20 protein-coding genes and 5 pseudogenes are annotated in these 24,562 nt (G+C 53.4%); 12 read left to right on the forward strand and 13 right to left on the reverse strand.

Annotation, left to right across the window (positions count from 1 at the left end; genetic code table 11):
* Positions 1 to 463 precede the first annotated feature (463 nt).
* The gene (locus K6I40_RS01660) at positions 464 to 850 is read right to left on the reverse strand and encodes a DUF6141 family protein (protein WP_222913425.1); all 387 of its coding nucleotides are present in this window, start codon (positions 848 to 850) and stop codon (positions 464 to 466) included.
* Positions 851 to 1,034: 184 nt separating this feature from the next.
* Between K6I40_RS01660 and K6I40_RS01665 the strand changes: the two genes are divergently transcribed.
* Positions 1,035 to 2,390 carry an FAD-dependent monooxygenase gene (locus K6I40_RS01665; RefSeq protein WP_222913428.1) on the forward strand — a complete coding sequence of 452 codons (1,356 nt, stop codon included), beginning with the start codon at positions 1,035 to 1,037 and terminating at the stop codon, positions 2,388 to 2,390.
* Between the two features lie 389 nt (positions 2,391 to 2,779).
* Here the strand turns inward: K6I40_RS01665 and K6I40_RS01670 are convergent, their stop codons facing one another.
* Positions 2,780 to 3,217, reverse strand: coding sequence for a hypothetical protein (locus K6I40_RS01670; RefSeq protein ID WP_222913431.1), 438 nt, complete (start codon positions 3,215 to 3,217; stop codon positions 2,780 to 2,782).
* Positions 3,218 to 3,805: 588 nt separating this feature from the next.
* On the opposite strand from K6I40_RS01670, the gene K6I40_RS01675 reads away from it, so the two are divergent.
* The 5 genes from K6I40_RS01675 (at position 3,806) to K6I40_RS01695 (ending at position 7,514) form a co-directional block, all read left to right on the forward strand.
* Positions 3,806 to 4,597 (forward strand): CPBP family intramembrane glutamic endopeptidase, encoded by a 792-nt coding sequence (locus K6I40_RS01675; RefSeq protein ID WP_255681425.1) that lies wholly within the window; start codon positions 3,806 to 3,808, stop codon positions 4,595 to 4,597.
* Positions 4,598 to 4,993: 396 nt separating this feature from the next.
* Positions 4,994 to 5,143, forward strand: coding sequence for a hypothetical protein (locus K6I40_RS01680; protein ID WP_222913436.1), 150 nt, complete (start codon positions 4,994 to 4,996; stop codon positions 5,141 to 5,143).
* Between the two features lie 792 nt (positions 5,144 to 5,935).
* The gene (locus K6I40_RS01685; protein ID WP_255681426.1) at positions 5,936 to 6,208 is read left to right on the forward strand and encodes a hypothetical protein; all 273 of its coding nucleotides are present in this window, start codon (positions 5,936 to 5,938) and stop codon (positions 6,206 to 6,208) included.
* Positions 6,209 to 6,243: 35 nt separating this feature from the next.
* Positions 6,244 to 6,696, forward strand: coding sequence for a hypothetical protein (locus K6I40_RS01690; RefSeq protein ID WP_222913439.1), 453 nt, complete (start codon positions 6,244 to 6,246; stop codon positions 6,694 to 6,696).
* A gap of 122 nt (positions 6,697 to 6,818) precedes the next feature.
* Positions 6,819 to 7,514 (forward strand): class I SAM-dependent methyltransferase, encoded by a 696-nt coding sequence (locus K6I40_RS01695; protein WP_222913442.1) that lies wholly within the window; start codon positions 6,819 to 6,821, stop codon positions 7,512 to 7,514.
* Positions 7,515 to 7,798: 284 nt separating this feature from the next.
* Here the strand turns inward: K6I40_RS01695 and K6I40_RS01700 are convergent, their stop codons facing one another.
* Positions 7,799 to 8,272, reverse strand: coding sequence for a DUF1330 domain-containing protein (locus K6I40_RS01700; RefSeq protein ID WP_222913444.1), 474 nt, complete (start codon positions 8,270 to 8,272; stop codon positions 7,799 to 7,801).
* 721 nt (positions 8,273 to 8,993) lie between these two features.
* Between K6I40_RS01700 and K6I40_RS01705 the strand changes: the two genes are divergently transcribed.
* From K6I40_RS01705 to K6I40_RS01725, 5 genes and pseudogenes are all read left to right on the forward strand, one after another.
* On the forward strand, positions 8,994 to 9,596 hold the full coding sequence (locus tag K6I40_RS01705) for a cupin domain-containing protein (RefSeq protein WP_222913447.1): 603 nt from the start codon (positions 8,994 to 8,996) through the stop codon (positions 9,594 to 9,596).
* A 2,728-nt stretch (positions 9,597 to 12,324) separates the two neighbouring features.
* A pseudogene (locus tag K6I40_RS01710) lies at positions 12,325 to 12,555 on the forward strand (integrase); the annotation flags it as partial.
* A gap of 251 nt (positions 12,556 to 12,806) precedes the next feature.
* The gene (locus K6I40_RS01715) at positions 12,807 to 13,115 is read left to right on the forward strand and encodes a thiamine-binding protein (RefSeq protein ID WP_222913448.1); all 309 of its coding nucleotides are present in this window, start codon (positions 12,807 to 12,809) and stop codon (positions 13,113 to 13,115) included.
* 739 nt (positions 13,116 to 13,854) lie between these two features.
* A complete protein-coding gene (locus tag K6I40_RS01720; protein WP_222913451.1) occupies positions 13,855 to 14,646 on the forward strand; it encodes a helix-turn-helix domain-containing protein in 792 nt (263 codons plus the stop codon).
* A 116-nt stretch (positions 14,647 to 14,762) separates the two neighbouring features.
* A complete protein-coding gene (locus tag K6I40_RS01725; RefSeq protein ID WP_222913453.1) occupies positions 14,763 to 15,035 on the forward strand; it encodes a HalOD1 output domain-containing protein in 273 nt (90 codons plus the stop codon).
* Between the two features lie 52 nt (positions 15,036 to 15,087).
* Here the strand turns inward: K6I40_RS01725 and K6I40_RS27650 are convergent.
* Both K6I40_RS27650 and K6I40_RS01740 read right to left on the reverse strand, forming a co-directional pair.
* Positions 15,088 to 15,619: pseudogene (locus K6I40_RS27650) on the reverse strand (TATA-box-binding protein).
* A gap of 102 nt (positions 15,620 to 15,721) precedes the next feature.
* Positions 15,722 to 16,518, reverse strand: a pseudogene (locus tag K6I40_RS01740) (IS6 family transposase).
* Between the two features lie 177 nt (positions 16,519 to 16,695).
* Here K6I40_RS01740 and K6I40_RS01745 point away from each other — a divergent pair.
* The gene (locus K6I40_RS01745; RefSeq protein WP_222913458.1) at positions 16,696 to 17,571 is read left to right on the forward strand and encodes a hypothetical protein; all 876 of its coding nucleotides are present in this window, start codon (positions 16,696 to 16,698) and stop codon (positions 17,569 to 17,571) included.
* A 326-nt stretch (positions 17,572 to 17,897) separates the two neighbouring features.
* On the opposite strand, the pseudogene K6I40_RS01750 reads toward K6I40_RS01745, so the two are convergent.
* From K6I40_RS01750 to K6I40_RS01780, 8 genes and pseudogenes are all read right to left on the reverse strand, one after another.
* A pseudogene (locus K6I40_RS01750) lies at positions 17,898 to 18,409 on the reverse strand (PD-(D/E)XK nuclease family protein); the annotation flags it as partial.
* A 64-nt stretch (positions 18,410 to 18,473) separates the two neighbouring features.
* On the reverse strand, positions 18,474 to 18,653 hold the full coding sequence (locus K6I40_RS01755) for a hypothetical protein (RefSeq protein WP_222913670.1): 180 nt from the start codon (positions 18,651 to 18,653) through the stop codon (positions 18,474 to 18,476).
* 356 nt (positions 18,654 to 19,009) lie between these two features.
* Complete coding sequence (locus tag K6I40_RS01760) at positions 19,010 to 20,215, reverse strand: orc1/cdc6 family replication initiation protein (protein ID WP_222913460.1); 1,206 nt, start codon at positions 20,213 to 20,215, stop codon at positions 19,010 to 19,012.
* A 648-nt stretch (positions 20,216 to 20,863) separates the two neighbouring features.
* Entirely contained in the window at positions 20,864 to 21,127 is a 264-nt protein-coding gene (locus tag K6I40_RS01765) for a hypothetical protein (RefSeq protein WP_222913462.1), read from the reverse strand.
* 518 nt (positions 21,128 to 21,645) lie between these two features.
* A pseudogene (locus K6I40_RS27655) lies at positions 21,646 to 21,801 on the reverse strand (DUF955 domain-containing protein); the annotation flags it as partial.
* A 236-nt stretch (positions 21,802 to 22,037) separates the two neighbouring features.
* Entirely contained in the window at positions 22,038 to 22,379 is a 342-nt protein-coding gene (locus K6I40_RS01770) for a hypothetical protein (protein WP_255681427.1), read from the reverse strand.
* A 427-nt stretch (positions 22,380 to 22,806) separates the two neighbouring features.
* The gene (locus tag K6I40_RS01775) at positions 22,807 to 23,730 is read right to left on the reverse strand and encodes a transcription initiation factor IIB family protein (protein ID WP_222913464.1); all 924 of its coding nucleotides are present in this window, start codon (positions 23,728 to 23,730) and stop codon (positions 22,807 to 22,809) included.
* Between the two features lie 183 nt (positions 23,731 to 23,913).
* On the reverse strand, positions 23,914 to 24,543 hold the full coding sequence (locus K6I40_RS01780) for a hypothetical protein (protein WP_222913467.1): 630 nt from the start codon (positions 24,541 to 24,543) through the stop codon (positions 23,914 to 23,916).
* Positions 24,544 to 24,562: the final 19 nt, after the last annotated feature.

The raw sequence follows: 24,562 nt of genomic DNA on the forward strand, positions 1-24,562 counted from the left end.
TGTCTAGATAAGAGAAACCGCAATACGGGAAGGTAATGAAGTGACGGTATCGGCTGTGAAACTACTATATTGGATCTGACAGAGGTGAACTCTGTTCCACGACCAGCGATAATTCGGCTGCTTCAGCAAATTTCTCATAAGCAGTGACAATACCAGATCTCACCGGGAATGCTGTGGCAGGCTCTGAAACACTTCTATACGTCGGAATCGAGTAACTAGACAGTGCCCCTCCGTCTGATCCATATCTAGTCCTACATAGACTAGGGGTCTGCTGGTGAAAATCACTCTGTCTAATTACATTGGGACTGGATGGCCGGGCACCGGGTCACGGTATCTTTCCTGACAACATTCTCTCAGATACGCTATTTCACGTCCTCTTGGCTCATTTCGTCTACATGCGTACCGGGATAGAAGTACAGTCGATCAGTGGGACGACCGGTGATTTGACGGGAAGCAGTCGACACTATTCTTGGGGAATCGCTGACTCAAAGGCATGGGTAATCGCAGTTTCGAGTTCTGTTGGGTGTTCCGTACCGATGAAGATCCGCGTTCCATCGGTCAGCGTAAGTTCTACACCGTGATCTCCCCGGAGTCGATATACTGTGTTTCCTCCTGGAGTTTTCCGTAAGCCCCAGTGCCAGCCAGCGTATGTCGTCGAAGAATACGTGGTCACCTGAACCTCGTCAATATTCTGGAGCGGGATATAGCGGAATGATCGCTGAATCGGTCCAAGCCGAAGATAGACGCCGTCATGCCGTACTTCGATAACCAGACGGAGCACCCAGAAGCGTTCGATCGTCTCCCGGTAGATACGTGTGCGGTCCCTCTCTCCCCTATCGGGTGCCACCATACCGCTAGAACGAGCAGGAATGCAGTAAAAGATATTTCATCACCGCGTAAGCGACCGACCGAGTAATCAGAACTAGATATCGTGCCAGCGGTGGACCAAGTGAGAGTGCTACCTCTCATACATCTTTCTCATTTTACCATGATAAGTGTTAACATTATTCCCACCCAAGATCCACAGAGAGGTCATGACGTTAACAAGTGTGGCGAGGTACGAGCCCGAACAGCTCTCCTCGGTCGGCGACCATGCTGTTGTCGTCGGGGCAAGCATGGCCGGCCTGTGCGCGGCCCGGGTCCTCGCTGACGGATTCGAGGATGTCACGGTGATTGAGCGCGATCCATTACCTGATGAACCGATCGCCCGCCGTGGTGTCCCACAGGCCAACCATATTCATGTCCTGCAGGAGGCCGGCCGAGCCACACTGACGGATCTCTTCCCGGATTTCGGTGAAAATCTGCTCTCGGCCGGCGGTCTAGTGCTTGACGGGACACGCGATCTGAAAATGTATGACGAAGGAGATTTCAACGCAGATAGTCCTCACCGCATACCTGTATATAGCGCGACCCGGCCGCTGTACGAGTCCGTCGTTCGCCGGAGCGTCACCACTCTCGACAATGTCCAGATGCGTTCAGAATGCCAGTTAATAACCTTCCTTACTGATGAGGAAGTGACGGCCGTGGAAGGAGTGATAGTGAAACCAGCAGGCAGGCAGTCCGAAGAACTCCCTGCTGATCTGGTCATTGATACGACTGGCCGTACGAGTCACACACCAACCTGGTTGAAGGAACACGGGTATCCGTCGCCGCCTACAGACGAGGTACGGATCAACGTAACCTATAGCACCACCTTTATCGAACGTCCTAGCGATGACCGCCACGGGATTCTCGTTGTCCCTTCTGCACCACGCACTCGTGGTGGGGCGTTCCTTCCGGTTGAAAACGACCAATGGCAGGTAACCTTATTCGGTATGCACGGTGATCATCCGCCGGCCGACCTCGATGGCTTTCGGGAGTACACAGCGAGCTTTCCGATACCCCATCACAAACGACTACTCGACGAGTATCCACAAACCACTGAAGAGATCGTTCAGTATCCGTTTCCATCCAATATGCGGCGCCGCTACGAGGACCTTGACCGGTCCCCTGACGGGTTAGTCGTTCTTGGAGATGCGATCGCCAGCTTCAACCCGATTTACGGCCAGGGGATGTCAGTGGCGGCACTCGAGGCCCTGGAGCTCCACCACGCCCTTGCAGCAGGTGGTCGTGAGGATCTCCCGTCCCGGGTCTTTGAGCGGATCAAGCAGACGGTCGATATTGCGTGGAGCATGGCCGTCGGTGCCGATGTTCAGTTCCCGCAAACTGAAGGCCCAAAGCCCCGGAGCGCGGACGTTCTGAACTGGTATTTGACCCGCCTGATCCGGAAGGCACACACTGACGGCATGCTGTTTGATGCCTTCTTCCGCGTCCAAATGATGGAACAGCCCCCTAGCTCGCTATTCCGGCCCAGAATCATGTGGCGGGTACTGAGACCGACTGGCGGATGACTGGCAAGAAAAGGGGTCACTGGTGACCCTGACCTCGGAATCCGCCAGAACGTCGCCTTCACTATCACCAGATTCGGTCGCCCCTTCTGGCTCAGCTTGTGTACCGGAGTCTCGCGTGCCAAGAACTGGTATGGGTGTGTGAAGTGAGAAACCTGGGATCAAGATATGAAGCGATTAAACCGTGTTTCAGGCCAGATCGAGGGAATCATTCATAGCCTCCGTTAGGGTACACGGTTTGAGACCTGCCTAGTTAGGTGCCGCACAGATACCTTTCTCTGCCTCTACTGTCAGTATGGAATACGCGGATCGTGTAAATCGGACTGTTGCTGTTTGTCTAGAGTGCCGATCACCGTACGCTGCCCGGATCTGGCCAGATGGTGAGATCAGACTCATCGGTACTGGACATGAATGCCCATGTGGCGGGACAGCTTTTCAGATGCTTGAATGACCAGCAGAGGATTAGCTAGTTCTGGTAGACCCGTTGGTGCAACTTTCCCTGAGGCATCGAACTGTCGCAGGACCGGATACCTGCGTTCAACCCACTCAACAATCGAGGCAAGTCGATCGCTACGGGGGATTGACGTACTCCGAAGGACAGAGACCACTGTCCCAGTAAGGAACAGCACGGCGAACAACGCAAGGACTAGCCCGGCCATGACCCATTCGGCGGCTTCCCCAAGCATCGCCAGGAGGATGAACTCCTCGCCGTAGGACATCCCTCCAGAGAGCACCGACAGTGCATCCACGAGACCCATCAGACCAGCACCGACCAGCAAAACCGCGGAGATCACGAACCCACTGAAGTACAGCCAATGACGAGACACCATATTTCGGATAGTGGGGCGAGAAGATGTTAAACGTACGGAACCCTGGAGATGCCACCCAACTTTCGCTAGTTTCCCTGTTCAGTCTTTATGAAGAACATGCCTCTCACGGCAAATGCCTCCTCTCCATTACCCGGAATGTTTATGCGACTATTATTATGATACCAACGTGATGAGGATAAAATTTGCGGTCGACGCGGGCATTTTTGCAGCCCTTAGCGCAGCAGCCGCTTTATTGATACAACCCACATTCATAGAATCTCAGGTAGCACACGCAACTCTCGACGGTCTTTTCGTCGGAGCAGCCGTCTACATTGGTCTCAAAATTCTCAAACGAACTACGGATCCACAGTAGGTTACCCAGTCAGTTGTCGTTCACTACAATGAGTCCCACCTAGGGGCCAAATGGAGGTGTTCACTCCCTGATCAAACACGCTGCTACCGTGAATCTCACTCGTACTAAGTAGACGTCTCTCAACTAAGGGAGATAATGGACGAACACTCTGGTCGAACGATTGGCAATACTGAGATCGAACTGTCGAGTCCCTGGGTGTTCTTTGCTGTCACGTTCGCTATCACGTGGGGTTCTGGGTGCCAGCCATCATCTTCGACCTTGCGTTCGATAACGCTCTTGGACTCGCATTACTGTTGCTAGGTCTCCTTGGCCCTGGTCTTTCAGGAGTTGTGTTCATGAAACTCCAGTACACGGAGAGTGCGCAGAAGGATTTCTGGGATCGTGTTACCAATCTCCGCCGAATCGGCCTCCAGTGGTATCTTGCCATTTTTCTCTACGCACCGGTACTGTTCGCCATCGCCGCCGGAATCGACATCGCACTCGGTGGAACAGGCTACTTTGTGGCCGATTGGGTATCCCAGCTCACGTCCAATCCCGCTGCTTTCCTCCCGACCCTGCTCTTTTCGACCCTACCGCCAGTTCTCGAAGAACTCGGATGGCGTGGCTATGCACTCGATCAACTGCAACGAACCCGGACAGCGCTAGCCGCCGGATTGATTCTGGGAGTGATCTGGGCCGTCTGGCACCTCCCGCTCTTCCTGATTGAAGGAACAAATCAGCATGACGCCGTCGGCTTCCTGACGACACGATTCTGGCTGTTCATGATCGGCGTCGTGGCGCTTTCGGTAGCGTTCACCTGGATACACAATGGGACAGGAGGAAGCATTCTTGCCAGCATCCTGCTCCACTCGTGGACAAACTTCACCCTCCAGACCTTCGAGGGAACTCTCCGAACAGATATCCTGTTCTATCTCGGTACGTTGTGGGGGTTTGTCGTGGTCGTCACCATACTCTATGGAGCAAAAACACTGGCCCGTCACGACAACATACCACATCCCGCGCTCAAATCAGAACCAGCAGTAGAATAACTCTCGATACTCCGGGCCACCATCGGGAACACCGTGACGGAACGAGCACGAGCCGTCTGGCAGATCGTTCCTGCTCACGCGAGCATACTCGTCAACTTGATACAGAACGATAGCGCATACCCGCGTCTTCAGGCGCGGGTCGAGCGGTAGGCCTATCCGACCAACTGTCGTAGATGGCCGGAACGGATTTCCATCAAAACTGGTTTAGTGTGGTGCGTCGTAGCATAGAGTGCGACGAATACCGTGAGATGCCGTTCCTGAACCACAAAGGATGGCGAACCAGCGGTGGTTCACACGGCGATGACATGGTATTCGACGGGGCCTGTTTGACCGGGCCACAGCCCTATACAGGGGAGGAAACGAGAGTTCTCCCGGTATGCTGCCGGTTCCCCTTGAGTGCGGGCTGGAACCTCGAACGCCACACCCGGCGGAAATCAGATGGGCGGATTCCACGCCCTGAAGGGCGTGGAGGTGGTCAATAATGCCGTAGCGGTCATCGTTGGAGGACTGGTCTCCCTCGGAATTGCGACCGCTCTCGGTGCATAGGTGGGTGGATTGGCGGCAGGCTCGCCGAATGAGACCTACTGAGAAGTTAATCTATTAGCAGACGTATTTCCCGTAGTTTCTGTGTCCGTGAAGTCCGTCTTGGGTATATTCAGTCAGCGGTAAGTAGAGAGGACACAGTTATCGCAGTTGGTATGCTTCTCGCTTAGAGTACGACTGAACCTATCGGCCAATCATAAGGCAATTAATCCTGAACCATGTTGTGAGTTATCCAACACCAAGGCTTATGCGATGTACGGCCTTCTGTTTAGGAGAAATGAGTACTCTCAAAGGAATGCCACAAACAGAGGGTATCTGTGACGAATGCGGAGCCACATGCAGAGTTCGGCTTTGGCCAGATGGCAAACTCCGTGCGGTCGGAAATGGCGGGGAGTGTAAGTGTGGTAGTCTCTCGTTCCACTAACTTGGCTGGATTCTACTGCCGTCTCATCTAGCATTCTTGAATTAGTATTTCCAGCGTATCTTGGAGCAAGTGAGTACTCAATCCGCATCTGTGGTTACCGTGGAAGTCAGCTGATTTCAGGTAGATAAACCGACTGAGCAGTTACCGTGTATACTATCAAATGAGTTACATCAGTCCTCCTCTGGTCCCGGTAGACTACAACTGCTCTTTCAGTCAGGAGAGCAACTAAATAACCTGGAAAGGTACTGACGCATATAGTATCTGCACTCACTGCCGATCAAAAATTCGATCTCACTATTGTCACCGGTGCCTTTATCGCCCTGTACTGGATTTTGTACGTCGATCCCCTGACCGGTGAATTGCTTGGACTTATGCTCGGAAGTATACCGATACTCGGTGGTGTCTACCGCTATGTCGACCCAGACCAGTATATCATCCAGGGGCTGACCGGGCTGGCAGCCGTCGCCCTCGGTGGTGCCGCCCCGGCCACAATCCTCTACCAGACACCGGCCGGCAACTGGCTGGTCGGCAGCCAACCACTCCCCTTAGCACTCGGCCTCATGCTGGTCGTCGTTATCGCGACACTCGTCGGCCGCCGATACCTCCATGGGGCAATCACGCCACACGACACCGCTCCCGCCTGACCCAGGCCAATCGAACACAGGACCGCACTGAGACTATGCCTGACCCCCTTCGTCGACGGACCTTCCTCCGACTCGGTGGTGTCGCTACTCTCTCATCCCTTGCAGGATGTAGCACCATCCAGGCGGAACTGGGACTGCGAACACAGCGGCTCGGACGGGTAATACTCACAAACAGTAGTGACGAATCGGTCGAAGTAGAGGTTGAAGTTATCCGGGAGGGAACGATCGTCCTCGCCTCGACGTATCAGCTCTCTTCTGGCTCGTCCAAGGAACGGCCACAGATTGAGCTCAACGAATGGAACGACAATCTTGCCGCACAGCGGTGGGAGGTCCGGGCAAAAACACCTGCCAGCGAATGGAGGAACGCCGAATTGACGGCCGCAGCAGGTGACCGCGACGATTGCCACCGCGTCCACATCGTCACGGGCAACTGGCCCGAATCTCCTCTTCTTGTCCTCCCAACAGACTGCAAGCGTACGCTCGAATAGGAGACGGTTTCTCAGTAAGTTCGCAGAGACGGTGGCTGCTCAGTACAGGGAGCGCATCGACCGACGATTCATTGAAGTGCTCAGTGACTAACAGTTTTCTGCTGTCCCGTTAACCGCCAAATATGGGCACAGACTGCCGAACGGGTGTGTCAGAAGCGAACGACGCTGCCGCCAGTGACCGTGGCGAAAAGTATGATTTACACCTTGCCCGGAGTCGCACAGTGTGGGATCGCTGGAGCAACCATTATGGGTTGAGTGAGAGCGATTTCGAACCAATGCGCGAGACGGCCATTGACCATCTTGACCTCCAGCCGGGTGACCGCGTTCTTGATATTGGTTGTGGTCCTGGCGTCAATTTCGAGTGCATCCGACACGAAATCGGCGAAGATGGTGAACTTGTCGCCATCGATTACAGTCCAGAGATGGTCGAGAATGCACGACAGCGTGTCACCGAGCACGGCTGGAACAACATCGATGTAATTCAGGCGGATGCGACGATGGCCGATCTCGGGGAGGACTTCGACGCCGCTATCGCAACGCTGTCGATGAGCGTTATGCCCGACATCCATAGAGCAATCAGGAACGTCTATCGGTCGCTTGCGTCCGGTGGAACGTTCATCATCTTCGACCTTCGGACAATCCCGTCAGGACCGGCTCGAATCCTGAATCCGCTTCTCTGGCGGTTTTTCTACTGGTTCGCCAACTGGAACCCTAACGGGGATACCATCGACTCACTCACGGCCATCTTCGAACAGGTCAAGATCGTCGAAACATACGCTGCTGGCGCAGCTTACACCGCTCGCGCCAGAAAACAGTAATCCATGGTCAAGTAAACACACACCGACTAAGAGTGCGTGAATTTCGACGGACAAAACGGTCAGGTCGCATGTTTACACGGCGAATTGTAATTCTTCTTATCTATGAATTTATACTGCTTCCAACCTCGAGTGTAGGGAAAGCATGGTACTAAATAGGTGATTTTCTCGGAGAAGACACAGAAGAGGGTGAAGTGAACTTTCACGTCTCACTGGGAATTTCTCTCCTGCTTCACGTGGAGCGGGTGCTTCCAATTTCCCGGGAGAAAAGAAGATGGTGGAATTCCTTACGCGCGACCTTCAGGGGAGTACTGAGAGGTGACGATTTTATTGGAGTAGGCGGTAGTCTCGCGGCGAATCGGCCGGACTTCTTGCAAGGCATCATCGGCATACCACTCCCTCGCTGCTTGAACGGATGGGAATTCCAAGACGATCGTCAGGTCATGGCCCCATTCGCCGGCAAGCACGGTCGGATCAAACGAGATCACGAGCGCCTCGCCGTCATGTGCGGCAGTTGTCTCTGCAGCAACAGGGAAATACTCGTTCATATATCGGTCCCTGTCGGTTATCCCGTCGACAGCAATCACGTATCCCTTCTGGGATTGGGCAGGCTCGCTTGTGGTCGTTTCGTCAGTCTGCGTCTCATTCTCGCTGCCACTAGCGGTTGCAGACGGGAGCATTCCGAGTGCGCCCCCTATGACCGCCCCCGCTTTCAACAGTGTTCGGCGCAAGACACGGTCTGAATTCGGTTCGTTGGTCATTGCCACAGCCTCACACGGCCACCACTCATTCTTCCCACCGTACGTCGGGTTCTGTTCTCCATTTTCACGGCCTCTTGTCTGATGATACGAATTTCGAGCGCATACCTGCGTCTTCAGGCGCAGGTCGAGCGGTAGGCGCAGCGTGTCACCCGCAGCCGGTGATCGGGACGGATTTCCATCGTAATCGTTTTAGTGTGATAGCACGTAACACAGGGTGCTACGAATACCGTGAGAGGCCGTTCCCGAACAGACAAGGGATGGTGAGGAGCGCGGTCTGTTCCTCACACGGCGATGACATGGTATTCGATGGGGCCTATTTGACCGGGCCACAGCCCTATACAGGGGAGGAAACGAGAGTTCCCCCGGTGTGTCGCCGGTACCCCTTGAGTGCGGGTTGGAACCTCGAACGCCGCACTCGGCGGAAATCCGATGGTCGGATTCCACGTCCTTCAGGGCGTGGAGGAGGTCAATGCACCCTCTGTAGTGTGGTCTGTGACGACCGTTGCTTCCTCATGTGGATCGGCACTGGTCAATTCGATATCGCCGTTGACGGCAAGTTCATGAGTGGAGCACTCACTCTCTCCCACATCGATCCGCCCCATAATGGACTGATGGGTGGCCGCTGGCCATCGGCTGGAAACAGGTGTGGCACTCTGTACCAGGACTATAAGTGACCTGTCCACCAAGGCTAGGTAATGCACGGGCCGCATCGAAGGCCACTATGACAGAGACCACATCAATCCTGGCGGAGGCCAACCCTCTCGACATTGTGAAAGGAGCCGATGAGACGGATGGCGAGTTCGTCCGCATTGAGTATACGGCACAGCCATCCCTGGATGTTCCACACGCCGAGACCGCTCTCCCTCATGCTCGGTGGGCAGCGGATATCCCGGATGAGCACGTGAATCCACAGGTCAAGGAGTCCTTCCAAGTACTTTCGGGTGAACTCCAAGTTGTCGCTGGGGACCAGGTGTATCTGCTGACCGACGGTGACAAGATTACGATTTCCGGCAAGCATCCTCACCGTCACTGGAATCCAAGCGACAGGCCGGCGCGCATCCGCTACGAGGCACGGCCCGCCATCCATATGGACGAGGCGCTCGAAACCGCGTTTGTGCTCGCACAGGCCGGCAAAGCGGATGAACACGGAAACCCAGACCTGCTGCCGCTTGCGGTATTCCAGAATGCCTATCCTGACCACTTCTACTCGACTGACCTCCCGATCATCGTCCAGAAACTACTGTTCAAAGTTCTCGCACCCATCGGTCGGCTAGCTGGCTACCGGCCGACGTATTCACGCGAGAATATCGCCGACCTCCGGTAACGCTGCCAGCGTCACCCTTGCCGGCCTTCCCTCCCTGAAAGAATCTCTCGCGGCAGCGAACAGCCGGCTAGCGTCACAGGTCGATGCTCTTGTTGAAAGTCCGTTCTGCATTGCCTCTCAACTGGTGGCCTGGGACGACCTCTGGTTAGCCACTCAGAAGGCCATTGTCCTCCCCGGTCCGGCCACTTCTACTGATGCCACGGTTTCTCTGGCGATCCAGGCCGATTTCCACCGCTTGGAACACCTGCTGGCCATATCCGTGTCCGTCCTGGAATCACCACTGGAACCGTGATGCCGACAGGTTCGAGTGGTCGGAGCCCGTTCGATATCTGCATCCCAGACGGCACTATCTAGGAACTGCCCATCTCCTGTGCGACACAGGATCTTCCCGACCAATTGGGGCTGGTATTTCCGACGACCGCCGGCTCCCTCCCCTGAACTTGTGTGGAGCGTACAAGAGACGAGGAGTTCCCTCAGTAGATGGTCCTTCTCCCTGATGGTTGGTAACAATTAACACGCTGCTTGTTGAATTCGTCGGTAGGCGTTCGGGTCCCACGTGTGATCGCCTGCGCGCCAGAGGAGGATGCCGACAATGGCCAGACAATCCACGAAGCGGCTTCGGCGAGACCAGATCGACCGGGGAACGTCCAACACGGAGAGTCCCCAAGCAACCATCTCCTTGCGAACTATCGGACTTCTCGTTCTGGGAGCCGTCTTCTTCGTCGTTCTCGCAACAGTTCTAGCTACTCTCTGGGTGAGTTACCGCCCCTACCGGGGATGCTGAGAGCTTGCAAGGTGTTCACTGATTTCTGGTACCCCTGGAATTTTTGCTGAACTCCCTCGCTCGCAGCGGTTTCTGCGACTGTCTTATACAGAATCGGGGAGAATACCTGCGGCTTTAGCCGCAGGATGAATCCGACAACCCATGTCACCAACTACGCTCGACGCGCCAGTTCGAGTTTCCAATCCATACTTTGAAGTGCTAAGAACCGCTATACTGCGGTAAGGTCAGGTCGGAACGGAGCGGATTCCGAACGACCGTCGGAGGCGGCCAGCCCGCCCACGATAACGAGGCAGTATCCGAAATGCCGACGCGGTGAACGCGAATCCTCGAAGGGTTCGCCTTGTGCCCGTCGGCCTGAGCAAGCCCGACGATAACTCCAAGTCTGGCGACGTGTCAGTGACTCCCTGCTGGCAAAACAACAGATGGGGGGCAACGACACCGAGGATAGGAGTAACGGCGGTTTGGCACCGGCCTCAGAACGCAAGGCGTTCTGATGGGCTGCACGAGAGCTTCGCTCTCGTGAACGCCAGTCAGCCACCGACCACGATGGCTGGGTGAGACGCGGACTCCCGTGAAGTGGCGGCGTCTGTGGTTGCAGACCTGAAACTCCCACCGCTCGGGATTCCTCCGCGTTCACGCGGAGGAGGATGTCAATGTTTAGCTGTTGTCTTCTCGAGTCGGATGATCGAGAGCCTTCCATGTTCGGTATGGGAGCTCCATCTTCTCCTGTGATACGAATTTCGAGCGCATACCTGCGTCTTCAGGCGCAGGTCGAGCGGTAGGCGCAGCGTGTCACCCGCAGCCGGTGATCGGGACGGATTTCCATCGTAATCGTTTTAGTGTGATAGCACGTAACATAGGGTGCTACGAATACCATGAGAGGCCGTTCCCGAACAGACAAGGGATGGTGAGGAGCGCGGTCTGTTCCTCACACGGCGATGACATGGTATTCGATGGGGCCTATTTGACCGGGCCACAGCCCTATACAGGGAAGGAAACGAGAGTTCCCCCGGTGTGTCGCCGGTTCCCCTTGAGTGCGGGTTGGAACCTCGAACGCCGCACTCGGCGGAAATCCGATGGTCGGATTCCACGTCCTTCAGGGCGTGGAGGAGGTCAAACTCAATGCCGATCATCTCTGCTGTGGCCACCGTCTTTCCCCGTCCTCAACTAGATCATACTTCAGTGCCATGCGTATTCCCCATCTGCGGTATCTGCTTCGGTTGTCGGTCCCGAGAATGGCCGCCGTAGGGCTCACACGGATAGGAGAGTAGCCGGCTGGGGGAAGACATCACCTCCATTTTCACGACGCCGCTCCGGCGGACCATGCAGCGGAGAGATCAACCGTGCATGGCCCGCGACAGGTGTTGACAGAGAAGCCGGGATTGATTTTGCATGGTGAGCATTGGAGCGGCTATGGTTCTCGAACGACCTGCTCCTGTTGGCCTCGATCGCATGGGACGCGATTAGCCGTAGGACAGGTCATGTATAAGGTATGTAGCGGTATAGATGGCTATTGGCCTGACAAATTCAGGTAGTTGATGGTGGAATGGTCCTATACACCGTGGTGAATTCTAGTAGCTTCTTTTGATTTGTGGGCCTCCTTAAATTCTCGTTCCTGTACATCTCGCAGGGGAAGCATGTATCAAGAGATCAAACGGCTGGTTTCGTGATCGTTGATCGGAGCACTGTTCATCGGTATATTGTCCCTGCAAAATCCGCCAAGAGGAAGTCGGTCGCTCTAAAATACGTCCACACAACCCGAGACCGATACCGGTTCCCTCGTACTCCCTACGGCTATGAAGCCGATCGAAAACTTGTCGAACTTGATCGAGACTAAATGCGACAGATCCGGACAAGGAACGCTACTTCGGGATTCCCCTTTAGTCATGAAGGGGGTATCGGCCGGAAGTACCCCCGTGATTCGATGGACAAGTGGGTCTGTTGATAATGGAGGAAGGTGAAACCCGGTTCCAGAAGAAGTTCACACCGCATACCTTCCGAACCGTGTTCACCACACTGATGCGAAACCAGGGTATGAAGGATCACTTCCTGCAATATATTCGAGGGGATGCTGAGCAGGAGACGATGGACATCTCCACCCGTGTCGACCGGGATGAAGCCCGCACAGAATACCTGAAATACATCAAACAGCTAGATCTGATGATTATTTCCTGACTATCCTCTTCAATTTTCGAGCTTAGAGGTTCTGGGAGGACGGTAGGCAGGAAAATCTGTCTCTGACACGGCTGGTAGACGGGGTATCCCTACAGCTATGCGGTGTTTTAACAATGTATCTAAAAGGCCTTAAATGAGATATACAGACAGAAGTTTTGATGGCTCCGAATCTCTATTGACACTGTTCTCGTACTACAACCGTGCTCCGTGGGGTAGTCGACCCCACCATGCACATTTAGAGGTGAAAGCTCATGACTGTCATCGCCAGATTCGAGGTCATCCCAGTCCATGACGGAAGTCTGTCCGAAGACATCGCACAGGCTATCGACGCACTGGACGAGTTCGATATCTCATACAAAATGACCGCGACAGACACGGTCATCGAAGCCAACGACGTCAATGAGGTATTCGAAGCAATCCAAGCGGCACACAACGCAGTTGAGGCCGATCGAATTATCACATCCGTTGAAGTCGATGACCAGGGAAGTGATCAACGCGCCGAGGATCGCGTTAAATCCGTGGCTAGTGTGCTTGGCCGCGACCCAGAGAAGAACATGTAGCGTGGATCCGGCAGCCCTGAGAGGCCTCGTGCAGTACGACGCTGCTTCTTTTCCACCCCCGTCTCAGTTTGATAGGGTTATGTCTGTTTTGACGACACACCGCTACCCACCTGTAGTTCGCGGTAGGTCATACAGTTCGGGCAGCCGTGGACCTCGCCATCGATACCAAATACTCGGATAAAGTCACGCGTGATGAACGCGTCACAGTCACTGCAGTAGGGCATGTGTTAGTCTTCCATGCCAATCCTTGTATAACGTGATGAGATCATGAGTTTGAGAGCAGCGTTATACTAACCTTCAGGTCTCAGGGGCCACACCAAGTCTCATAGCGGTGAGCCTGTGGAAGTACTGATGCCGGATGTGATTTGTTGTTGTGTTTGGAGACCTGTATGGAACCGCTGAACAATCTCTGACTGGTGCTCCGGACATGCCATAGCTACAATTGCTCCCTCTTGGACCGGAACCATGTGATGGGCTAAATTATACGGTGCGAGGTGACAGCTGGGGCAAGAGATACCGCCAGCTGGTCGGTGATTCAGTAGATCAGCTGTGTCTTCGGTGGTTAACTCACAGATCGAGGTAAACTGCTTAAGATGGTCGTCACAGCTGATAATGGGGATTGTAAGTTGATCCAGTAGTAGAAATGAGATGGCCTGTTGACTAGCAGATTGGAGGGCAGACCTGCACTCCTTACATTGGATGACCGGCTCTGGCTGCTGGAAATCTACTGGAGGCATCTATGGATTTGATAGTTCGCCAAACGGGTAAGCAATGGGTTGCCCTTCAACCCCTCAGGATTTTGTTCTCTGTGAAAACAGGAGCAATAGGACTTCAAAATACTTTTCTTGCCCCTCGCTGCCACACCACACGTATGGCGGCAAGCCACATTGCTGAGATCACGGTTAAACATCCAGATCTTACGTTAACTCGAACACTTAAGGCCGTACCAGATCTGCATATGGAAATTGAGTCTCAACCAGCAACATCCTCTGATTTACCAGGGTTATTCTACTCAGTAAAGACATCCTCGTATCAAAAATTCGAATCAGAACTGGACTCAGACTCTACAGTTGCTGAATGGGAATGTGTCTCCGAATTTAATGCTCACCGTATCTACCGAGTACGTCTTACTTCCGAAGTGAAGATTATCACACCGAAAATAACTGAACATGGTTTGCGTGTTCTCGCTGTAACCAATTCTGATGGTGGCTGGCATCTCCGATTACATGCACCTGACAGGAGCCGGATCGCACACTTTCAGACGTACTGCCAACAGGAAGATGTAGAGTGCCAGATTCACAAATTGTACAGTGCCGATAACCAAATTGATACTGGAGAAACAGGTGTTCATCTACAACTTACTGACCGTCAGCATGAAGTCGCTCAAACTGCAACAGATATGGGGTATTTTGATCAAGAGGGGGCCAGCTCTGAAGAGGTAGCCAAGGTACTCGATATTACGCCATCAACCCTGTCCTCGCATCTTAGAAAAGTCAAAATGAAGATGTTCAAACAACACTTTGGCTCATAACAAGCAGGTATGACTTCTCGGCTTCCACAACGTGTATCTCTTTTCACTCCCCATTTGAATGACCGCGTATTGCTGCGGTAGGCTTGAGAGTACCTGTAGCGAAATATCTCTTGTTAATGTCTCAAGTCACGCATCACCAAGAGCAGTCTACACCGAATCTGGGTGCGGAGATCGTTGAAGTGATTGCTGACCGAGAAGGAACGAATCCTACCCAACTATCGCCGCCTCTGCATTCTGTGATTGACCCTGACGCGTTGAATTCACTCTTTCAATCGATAGTCTCGGAAGATTCCCACCGTGAGGGGAGTGTTTGTTTCACTTACTATGGCTATGAGGTACAGGTTGACAGTGATGGTAACATTATCGCCGAATTGCTTGACAGAGAATAATACGATGGTAAAACAGGGAGATCCTATTCTCTAACTCAGTCTCAGACGGATATCACTCAAACAAGCCTAAATCCGTGAGTCTGGCCTCAGTGGCGTTAGTTGCCTCGGTCACATCATCAGTGGTTTTCGCACCAGTGATAACGGCTTTCCCACTTCCAAAAAGCAAGGCGACGACTGATGGTTCATCAAGACGGTATACCAGTCCAGGGATCAAGACGGTATACCAGTCCAGGGAACTGCTCTGGCTCATACTCGATATTCTTGAGTCCAAGACCGATGGCGATCGCATTCAGGTTGAGACTGTGACCGAAGTCAACACTTGCAACAATATTCTGCACCTCGATTAGAGGAGATTCAGCAACATCAATTCCGAGATCTCGCAAAGTATCGAAGACGATACTCAATGAGCCGCGTGATGCCTCTTCGCTGTTTGCTCCAGTACAGACAATCTTCCCTGACCGAAAAATAAGGGCAGCAGCTTTCGGATCCTGTGTCCGATATACAACCCCCGGGAAGTTCTCAGGGTTATAGTCGGCCTCATCAAGATCGTGTGCTAACTGGTCGAGATTTAGTTCTTGATCGATACCTGTGGATGTGACAACGTTTTAGATCTCAATAGTCTCTGCGGACTCAACCATGTTGCAGAGGTATCTCTAGCGAACCAGTATCAAACTAGCACTCTCTAATTATGGGAACTGTTTAGTTCTGCACTCCTCGACTGGCACGTTTCCGTCGAGAGCGTGATGCGGTCTTTGGTGGTTGTAGTAATGCACGAACTGTTCAAGCCACTCGCGGACGCTTGCCCGACTGCCCACCCACGAATTCTGGAAGCGGTCGATGCGCATTTTGAGAGTGTGAAACCACTTTTCGATGAGGTTTCTGTTGATATAGTTGACCTGACCGCTCAGTCCGACTCGAGAGAGGGCAGTCCGATAGCCAAATTGATCGACGAGAAACTCAGCCTCGGAGAGATCGTGTTTCTCGCGTAGTTTCTGCAGAAACGCAGCCGCTGGATCAGTGCCATGTCGATGAAACAATGCAATGTCAAGAATCAACTTTGTCTCGATGTCTATTGCAGCATATAGCCAAGACCACTCGCCGTTGATCTTGACAACGGTTTCGTCGATAGCGACCCGCGACGGCGATGCCGTCCTCAGAACGCTTTGCGTTCTGCTGTCGAGGCGAATCTTCGATTCGCCGACCATTGGAGCGCTTTGCGCTCCAAGAGGCCGCACGAGAGCTTTGCTCTCGTGAACGTCGGCGGGTCGCGTCCGCTGTCAGCCAGCCGAGGAACCCAGTTCCAGACCGCTCCGTGAGAGCGTTCAACGCCTAATTCCGCGAGAATCGTTGTTGTCTCCCGAAGCGAACAACCGGTCTGGTGGAGGCGGACGGCGAACGCCCTGACGGGCGTCGCCGTCCGCTCGTTCTCCCAAGATTCTTTTAAATCCGCCTCGTAGCTCTCGCTGAGCAGGTCTGCGAGCATCTTGGTCGATTAACTCAACGACCCGCTCGTTTCTCAAACTGGCTCAACTAGACAGTGCCAGGGGAATGTGTCTCCGGAATCACGCAGAACACAACTGCCAGCACAACGCTTTACATATAATTCTCCTGTTCAACAAACTGGGTTAATAAGTACTGACGAAAGAGTATAGCCTACCAGATGGGCCACGTCTACTACCACCATCCCGGTGACAAGCAATTCTCTCTTGACTTCGTACATCCGGACCCTGTTGAAATCGTCTCGCAGATCGTCGGTTACGATGACGACGTCGCAGTGAAGGTCCAGGCATACGATATCGACGAAGAATTCTACGTCGTCTATACGTCCCGCGTCGGCGGTGGGCCAGTTCGTGAGATTGATTTCAACCTGAATGAATCACTCGCGAAGATGAGCGAGGATAACAGCACCATCGTCGTTCGGCTGCTTGAGATCTACCGCGCCCTCATCGCTCAGAACGAGGAGGAAGAAGGTGTTCCTGTCGAGGCGTACAAGAAGATCGATGTCGACGCGCTGTCGGACGTGCTCGATCGGACGTCGTGGGAGGGATCAGCAACAGCCGTTGCAGGTCGGCTTGCCTCGAACCTGATTCTGAAACACGCACTTCCGAACGCCAACCACCGGACGGCTGTCGCACTGATCCAGTTCTACCTCCGGCGTCTGAATCCGAACTTCTCCATGCCGGAAACGTCTATAGAAGTCGATCCAGAGACGTACGACTGGCGAGAGTGGGTTAATGAGTACATCAACGAATCGAAACGGCTGTTGACCGTTCGACGGAAGAACGTCCTCTTCAAGCACTTGTACCGCTTCGGCGCGAGAACACTTGAGCGGAAACACGCAGTCGAAATCGACTTGACCGCATACGAGCTGGATATGTACCCGAGTGAGGCGAAGATCGTCTATGCGGAGCAGCACGAAGAGCTATGGATCGAGTTCGTCGAGGAGGCCGTCGAACGCGCAGGGTATCCAGACCTGAAGGAAACGCCAGGGCTATCGAAAGCAGAGTTCGCTGAAAAGATTCGGAACCTCGACTAAGGAGTGTCGTTAGTCTTGGAGTGTGGCGACTGTTCGGCCCGTTTCTTCGGCCTCTTGGCTGCGCGACATATTGTACGTCGCGAGCGCTTCGTCAACCGCCTCATCAAGACTCATTGGTCAACCTAATCTTGACTCTTCTATCGTATAAACGCTTGCATGGCTCCAGACCAAGCATCAAACAGCCACAGTTCACCTCTATCAGTGCTGAGTGCGCAGATGTTCTTCTCTACTCTGAAGAATCCGTCGCCGTCGAACAATTTGTTCCCGAACAAAGTCCAACCATGTTCGAAGACGTTGTGTAGGGGATATCTGGATTTGCGGTAAGACTACTCGACAACGCTGGCTTCCGAACGCTGTTCTTGACCAATCAGTGCGGCTAAGTCCGCTTTCGTGAGTGGGTCGATGTTAACGCGATCCCCTTCGGCGGTATAGAAGATCCCTGCAGTCACGTCTCGGCCGGGAACCATTCAGCCAACACATGATAGTACACGCTGAGTTGCTTCCGATACTCATCCTCAGCGTGTCGTCCGAGGTCAGTCTTGAAGTCGATGATCTCGACGGTATCGGAACGAATGTGAACGAGGTCGACGATTCCTGAGATGGTGACCTGTTCGCCATCGACAGTGAGCGGGAGATAGGCGTCTTCCTCGACTCGGAGTTCTCCATCGAGGGAGTCCAGGAACGACTTGATGTGACGCTCGTCGTCGTTCGAGGGTTCGACGTCCCCCTCCAGTACGTACCGCTCAGCGAATTCGTGGGTCTGCGTTCCGAACGCGGTCCCTCTTCCGTCGTCGACGTCCTCGAACACATCGTCGCGCATGAGCGTGTGCGGCGAGTGTCTTGCCCAGCGCCCCGTGGAATTGCCAGCTCGCCCGCTCGAAAGCTTCGCCAGTTGAGCCGTCTCAGTGCGGGAATGCTGAGTGGCCGCTCACCTTGACGGTCCACTCGCGTGGCTCTTCGAACGGATTCTCGAGTTCGACGATCTCGATCTCTTCTGAGGATGTGGCGTCGTAGCGACCGAGCTTCATAAATCGGCGACCGTCCTCGTGGTCGAACAGCGTGATCGCGTCGGCGGTCGTCATGCTGATCGAGCCTCGGAGACCGGTCGGTAGTTGTGACTCTGTCCGCCTCTGCTATCGAAGGGGTGTATGCAGTTTCGCATCGTTCAGCGACGATTTGCGACCGTCTATCAATACAGTCACACGATTTGACTATAAATGTATGAGCCTCCAAAGCGCATAGAGATAGCTACACAGCAGAGAATTCGGAGGATTTGAAGAATCCACGTTCTTCCTTCGGACGAGATTTGAGGTAGCCACACCCCACGTTTCCGCTCTATAGCGAGAGCCAGATAGTAACAGAGAGACGAACAGGGACACCCCACGTTTCCGCTCTATAGTGTGAAACTGAGAGTGAGGGGAAGCTTGATGGTAGAGAATCAGTCATTCGGTTCGACTAACTTGCAGGCTTCAAGGGTTTTCTCAGGATCATCTACGAGTGTTATTATGGTTCGGCTGCCCTTGGCCTTCCCCGCAGCTTTGGTATTCCGAGTTATGATTTCAAGGAACTCTGCCTCTTCTAAGAGATCCCGGACTCGGCGTTCCGAGAGTGGGCTTGCTTCTTCGATGGAACATTTCCTCTGGTAGAGATTGTAGGCCTCTGTCGTGGTGATCGGGTTCTTCTCAGTGTCACGATCCGCTGCTAGTGCTGCAACAGATTGAATCACGAGTGTTGAGTGATGGGGCAGAGTAGAGATAACCTCAAGAATTTCGTCGCGTTCGGCGCGTTCGAAGGCCTCATCGATGAACTCATCTTTGACGGTTTCAGATTGGTTTTCGTTAGCTATCTCGCCAGCATATCTGAAAATATCCATTGCTTTTCTTGCGTCACCGTATTCTCGAGCGGAGAGAGCTGCAACTCTCGCAGTGATCCCCTCCTCTAACACACCATCATAGAACGCATCTTTGCGCGCTTCTAAGATTTTCTTCAGTTCATTCGCTGTATACGGCGGGAAAACGTGTCGGCGTTCACCAAGACTTGAAACCGTTCTCTCGTTGAGTTTGTCAGTGAACCGTGGTTTGTTGCTGATGCCGATCACACCGAGCGACGAATCAGTTAGCTTGTTGGCCTCACCCGCTCGAGAGAGTGTCATTAGAAGATCATCATAGGCGTGGTGTTTGTCGATCTCGTCGAGGATGATCAGCGAGATATCGTGGATTGCATCCATTGCTTTCCATGCCCGTTGGTAGAACTGACCAGTAGATAATCCAGTATCTGGAATATGGACGTCGGAGAGGTCGGGATCGTTCAACTGCTTTGCAATACGAATGACTGCGTCGGTTTCGCTCGAACTCTGAGAACAATCGACGTATGCGATTCCAACTGAGTACCCGTTCTCCCCAGCTTTTTCCTTGAGTTTTTGTGTTATGAACTTCACAGAGAGGGATTTCCCAGTTCCCGGTTTCCCATAAACGAGGCAATTAGATGGCTTTGACCCGTTCGTTGCTGGATACAAGGACTGAGCGAGAGATTCAAGTTCTTCATCCCGACCAATGATGCGATCTTCATCGACAACATAGTCGATCTGCACCATATCCTTGTCTTTAAAGACCGACGAGATCCCCCCGAAGAAGTCCTTTGGCATACCTTGTTCATTGGGTGTGGGTGAGATAAAGGTTCGGAAGGGAGGCCACCTTTCCGCTCTATAGAATTAAAAACCATACTTTGAGGGGATATAGAGGGGTTATAGAGCGGAAACGAGGGGTGATTTGCTGGACCGTGTTTCCACTCTAACGAGAGTGCGAATTGGTCGATCGGATCAGACGGATACTCTAGAGACACACCCACCCCACGTTTCCGCTCTATAGAGGTAGTATACTCCCTCAAACACTCTTTGAGATCGGTTTTACCTTCAAACAGGTTCTACTGCGGATTGCTATGGCGGAATTCTCCACACCGTATTATATCTATCTATAAAGGCAAATTCTACTACTAGGGAACTATACCCAAAGTGCTACGAGAGGCTGTGTATCACAATATCAGAGATATGTGAGACCCCTGTAAGTTCCTTATAGGTAAGTTCTTTATTAGCAGTCCAATGACTAGAATCGTCAAATGCGGATCTCTAAGGTTTCTCGATGGCCTATAGAGCGGAAACATGGGGTGTGTCTGTTCGATCTATTCACGAAACTACACGCTCGAAGGTGGATCTATAGAGCGGAAACGTGGGGTGTCCCCGTTGTCGGTTTCAGATGGCTTGAGGTGTCTTGGCCGGAGCCGGCCTCCCCGGACATCACTGATCAGTCTCCGGCCCGACTCTCCGGCTGTATTCGACGATCGTGCGTTTTTGGACTGTCCTGAACGGGTGGACTTTGAGGATAACCGAGTGGTGACGGCGTCGGTCAACTCTCTCGACAGTGGCCGTTTCGTCGGTTCGAAGCGTTACTTCTTCGCCCGCTTCGGGAAAGGAGATCGCCTCTGCGATCCCATTCACTGGTTCGAGATGTGATTTCTCGTCGGAGTCCATCTCGCTCGAGAACTGCCCCTGATCAGACATCGGCGGTCACCTGCTTGTTTTGAGACCATGACTCGAGTCAAGCGTCGTCGAACCGATCTGCAGCGCCTTTCGGTTGCGATCAACTGAGCCGACAGGACAACTCTCGTTAGCACATTGTACTAACCGCTCAGACACCTGGTTCAGTTCCACAGTGCACGAGTGCCAAATCTGGGACGACTGTTTACCAGATACACGCTCGAGTCGGATCCCCGCATCTTCCGCTGCGTCGATAAGACGGCGGTTGAACGTCGGAATTAACCACTCTCCGAGTTGCGGCCCTTTACTGTAACTCGCAACATCCGTGAACGACTGTCGGCCGCACCGATCGGATTCCTCGAGTGCGATCACTGGCTGAGGATAGTAGTGTCAGTAGTCGACCACCTCGTCTACGGCCGCATTGACGAGTTGATCTGACTCTTTCCCGAGTTCGCGAATGAGCCTGAGACACTGGACAAACTGGGGTGTCGTGCGAGTGCTGAAATGGCCGTGAAGACACTGGACACGATGGGGTGTGAACACTGGACATCGAGCCACTCCTGGAACTGCTCACTCGAGACTGCGTCGTCAACCTCGTCGACGAGGTCGTCGACCCAGGCTTCCATCGTACGTTGCATCTCCTTGCGTCTGGTGTCCGAGTCGTCGAAGGACACCTGCGAACAGTCACTTAGAATCATCGTTCTTGACGACGGACGCTCCATTCTGGAACGCCCCTCACCCCCTTCGGGGAAGAAAAACACACTCGAGGGAGCGCTCGAGCGACTCCATTACAGTGGATAGTAGCACAGTTTCTTTATTCAGAAGGTCGCACGAAAACCACGTTACGTATAGAGCAACCACCTAACGGTTGGTTCAGTAGTGGAACTGCCAGACTAATAGGATTCCAATAGAAGCTGTCGGCCAAGTCTGACGGTCAGTTATTGAGTTTTGGGTACTCTAACTGGAGTTCTCCATTGAGCGTGTAGTCACTTTCGAGGACATCACTACTTGTGAGTTCGATTGTCGTGTGAATAGTGAGTTTGGTGGCGGTTTCTGCTACCGGCTTGACGAGAAGGTTGAGGATACTGATAGTCTCATCTGCAAGGTCATCCAAATCAAATATCTCTATGACTGTTCCGAGAGCACGGTCAGGCGTGTAGAGCGCCACTGAGGGTGGTGGCGAACTATCTCCTTCTACTGGCGAGGCGAGAGCGACCTTTGGGGATGATTCCGTCGCTACTTCGGGCATCCACACTCTGAGTTTGATGGACTTCACAGCCGTCCCCTCGCGGTGCCAGATCTCGATTGGTACATCGATTACCCCAGAGTCAACATGGCCAGTTACCCCAAATTTCCCGACTTCCCCATTGGTGTTTGTAAAGACGAGCGTCTTTCGCCCGCTTGAGTCCCCATTAACGGTCGGAGAGTATTTGTTCACTTCGTATTGTGCTACACCCCGCCGTTGCGACGACTCCAGTACTACATGCTGCCGCGAGATACTCACGTCTATTCACATTATTGACAGTCCTACGGTTGGTGAACTATTTTTTGGTATTTAATGACCTTTCTTAACAATTCACAATTGATATGTATGAACACATAGTTACCAAATTACCAAATTCTTTCTCAGCCGGATTTCTGAATAAAGAAACCGCGCTACCAACTACTGGTTGCAAGCGTCCTATCTAAGTTGTCTATCAGGCCTAGGTATCGATCTCGAGTAAGTCGTCTCGCCGACTGCGGAGCGTGTTTGGCGATGTTCCTGCGATATCGGCGATCCGCTGCTGGGAAAGACACAAACCGACTCGCTGGGCCGCGAGATAGAGACAGCCCGCTGCGACGCCACTCGGCCGGTAGCCGATCGTCAATCCGCGTTCGCGTGCCTCCTGTGCGAGCTCGAGCGCTCGTCGACGAACCTGGGCTGGTACCTCAAGTTCTGTCGCAAGCCTCGGAATGCGATCTGCTGCTGAAATCGGCTGTGTCGGTAACTCGAGTTCGACGTTCATCGCGTTGTAGGCGATGGTGAGTCTCTCCTGGTCATAGCGTGCACTGGCTGCGACTTCTGCCCGTGATCGTCCGAGTCCGTTACACCGAGAGGTTGCGTAGACGCTGGCTGCGGCCACCGCCTCAAGCGAGCGACCCCGACAGAGTTGTTCGGATTGGGCACGTCGGAAGAGCGCACATGCTTGGTCACGGATACTGTCTGCCAGACCTAGACTAGCTACAATCCGCCGCACTTCACTGAGTCCATAGGCGAGGTTCCGGTCTGCTTTCGATTGCCACTGTGCACGGGACTGTTCGCGACGCAGTCGATTCAGTTGTCGTCGCTTTGTGCTCGAGAGGGTATTTCCGTTTCCATCCGTCTTGTATCCAATCTCGGTGGAGAGGCCTTGATCGTGGCGTGTCGGTGTCAGTGGTGCACCGGTCCGCTTCTGGGTTTCTCCGTCGTCATTTCGGCCCCAGTCTGGCCCTCGGTCTAATTGGTTGTTCTCGAGGATGAGTCCACAATCCTCGCAGATCATTTGGCGGTCGGTCTGTCGAATATTGCCATCACAGTCCGGACAGTCGGTTGCAGTCGTCTGGACGTCTTCGTCGAACGCAGTCGTGTAGATATCTCTCGTTGCCATTGCTGACTCCGAAGGGGACAACAGAACAGCCCCTTCACCCCTTTTGGGGCGATAAAATACAGTTTAAAAACCGTCTTCCGAGCGTCTGCATCGAGTCTACTACCTTTGAGTCTGCGTGATCGATACCGAAGGGTGTGACCTCACTGATCGTCGTCCGTGTTCCATTCCGGCGGTAGCTCTGATCTACGTAAACTCCTCGCTAAGATGTGCATCGAGTTCATCATCGAGCGTGGCTAGTTCTCCTGAGATGCCGTCATCGACATCGTCAGCTTCCACAGTCACGTTGACTCCCTCATCGAGAGACAGTTGCTCATCGATCACCGCTCGTTCCTCTTCCCAGTCGGAAACGCTCTTGATCGCATATTTTTGGCGTCGCCGCCACTCCCCGTCTTGTTTTTGCCAGAGGTAGACCATTCCCTCGTTAGTCTCGTACGATCCTTTCTCGACGATATTGACGATGGCTTTCCACCAGTTGTCGTTCTGGAAGAGGGTTTCGCCGACGCCAACAGTGTAGTAGTCACTCACCGGAAACGCCATCGTTACGTCCGACGGCGGGTCGCTCCGAATATACTGGTCGATTATCTCGCGGTCTGTCGCCCAAGCTTCCGCGGTTTTCACGACATACTTGTTCTTCCGCGTCCAGCTATCGTCGTCCCGATGCCAGAGATATACTGCAGTCTCGTTGGCGTCCGAATTAGTGTCAAACTGATAGGTGACGACTGCTTTCCACCATTCGTCAGTCCGATACAGACTGGTTGCCTCGAGCACCTGAAGCGAGTCGTGGACGGGAACGTCTGTGTTCGTATTACTCATATGGCACCGTCAGGACGAG

Source organism: Natrinema sp. SYSU A 869, assembly GCF_019879105.1.
Lineage (GTDB): Archaea > Halobacteriota > Halobacteria > Halobacteriales > Natrialbaceae > Natrinema.

Excerpts from the sequence above, each read along its gene's own strand:
- K6I40_RS01695 (WP_222913442.1), top strand. The coding sequence starts at position 6,819 with ATGGGCACAGACTGCCGAACGGGTGTGTCAGAAGCGAACGACGCTGCC.
- K6I40_RS01765 (WP_222913462.1), bottom strand. The coding sequence starts at position 21,127 with ATGTCTGATCAGGGGCAGTTCTCGAGCGAGATGGACTCCGACGAGAAA.
- K6I40_RS01760 (WP_222913460.1), bottom strand. The coding sequence starts at position 20,215 with ATGCCAAAGGACTTCTTCGGGGGGATCTCGTCGGTCTTTAAAGACAAG.
- K6I40_RS01715 (WP_222913448.1), top strand. The coding sequence starts at position 12,807 with ATGACTGTCATCGCCAGATTCGAGGTCATCCCAGTCCATGACGGAAGT.
- K6I40_RS01775 (WP_222913464.1), bottom strand. The coding sequence starts at position 23,730 with ATGGCAACGAGAGATATCTACACGACTGCGTTCGACGAAGACGTCCAG.
- K6I40_RS01670 (WP_222913431.1), bottom strand. The coding sequence starts at position 3,217 with ATGGTGTCTCGTCATTGGCTGTACTTCAGTGGGTTCGTGATCTCCGCG.
- K6I40_RS01660 (WP_222913425.1), bottom strand. The coding sequence starts at position 850 with ATGGTGGCACCCGATAGGGGAGAGAGGGACCGCACACGTATCTACCGG.
- K6I40_RS01780 (WP_222913467.1), bottom strand. The coding sequence starts at position 24,543 with ATGAGTAATACGAACACAGACGTTCCCGTCCACGACTCGCTTCAGGTG.
- K6I40_RS01690 (WP_222913439.1), top strand. The coding sequence starts at position 6,244 with ATGCCTGACCCCCTTCGTCGACGGACCTTCCTCCGACTCGGTGGTGTC.
- K6I40_RS01755 (WP_222913670.1), bottom strand. The coding sequence starts at position 18,653 with ATGACGACCGCCGACGCGATCACGCTGTTCGACCACGAGGACGGTCGC.
- K6I40_RS01685 (WP_255681426.1), top strand. The coding sequence starts at position 5,936 with ATGCTCGGAAGTATACCGATACTCGGTGGTGTCTACCGCTATGTCGAC.
- K6I40_RS01665 (WP_222913428.1), top strand. The coding sequence starts at position 1,035 with ATGACGTTAACAAGTGTGGCGAGGTACGAGCCCGAACAGCTCTCCTCG.
- K6I40_RS01720 (WP_222913451.1), top strand. The coding sequence starts at position 13,855 with ATGGATTTGATAGTTCGCCAAACGGGTAAGCAATGGGTTGCCCTTCAA.
- K6I40_RS01705 (WP_222913447.1), top strand. The coding sequence starts at position 8,994 with ATGACAGAGACCACATCAATCCTGGCGGAGGCCAACCCTCTCGACATT.
- K6I40_RS01700 (WP_222913444.1), bottom strand. The coding sequence starts at position 8,272 with ATGACCAACGAACCGAATTCAGACCGTGTCTTGCGCCGAACACTGTTG.
- K6I40_RS01725 (WP_222913453.1), top strand. The coding sequence starts at position 14,763 with ATGTCTCAAGTCACGCATCACCAAGAGCAGTCTACACCGAATCTGGGT.
- K6I40_RS01745 (WP_222913458.1), top strand. The coding sequence starts at position 16,696 with ATGGGCCACGTCTACTACCACCATCCCGGTGACAAGCAATTCTCTCTT.